Origin of the sequence: Mesorhizobium sp. M3A.F.Ca.ET.175.01.1.1, assembly GCF_004791945.1 — a bacterium.
Taxonomy (GTDB): domain Bacteria; phylum Pseudomonadota; class Alphaproteobacteria; order Rhizobiales; family Rhizobiaceae; genus Mesorhizobium.
Window position 1 is genome coordinate 1 of record NZ_SRTP01000232.1, and the last position, 328, is coordinate 328.

Sequence of the window (328 nt, forward strand, 5' to 3'; positions counted from 1 at the left end):
GAGGCCGTCCATCTGGGCGACAAAATAGCCGTCATGGACGCCGGCAAGCTGGTGCAATACGCCAAGCCGGCCGAGATTCTCGCGAGACCCGCGAGCGGCTTTGTCGAGACATTGGTCGGCGCCAGCGAAAGGCCGTTCCGGCTGCTGTCGCTTGGGCCTGTGCGCGACGCCGTGGAGCCGGGCGATGCCGAAGGCGAGGCGATCCCCGGCGGCGCCACGCAGCGCGACGCGCTGGCCGAGCTACTATGGTCGGGTCGCCCCGCGCTGCCGGTGAAGGATACCGACGGCAGGCTGCTCGGCCGCGTCACCATCGAAGGGCTGGTGAAAC

1 pseudogene is annotated in these 328 nt (G+C 69.2%); it reads left to right on the plus strand.

The features are described 5' to 3' along the window. Nucleotides 1-328: pseudogene (locus tag EN818_RS31455) on the plus strand (ABC transporter ATP-binding protein); the annotation flags it as partial.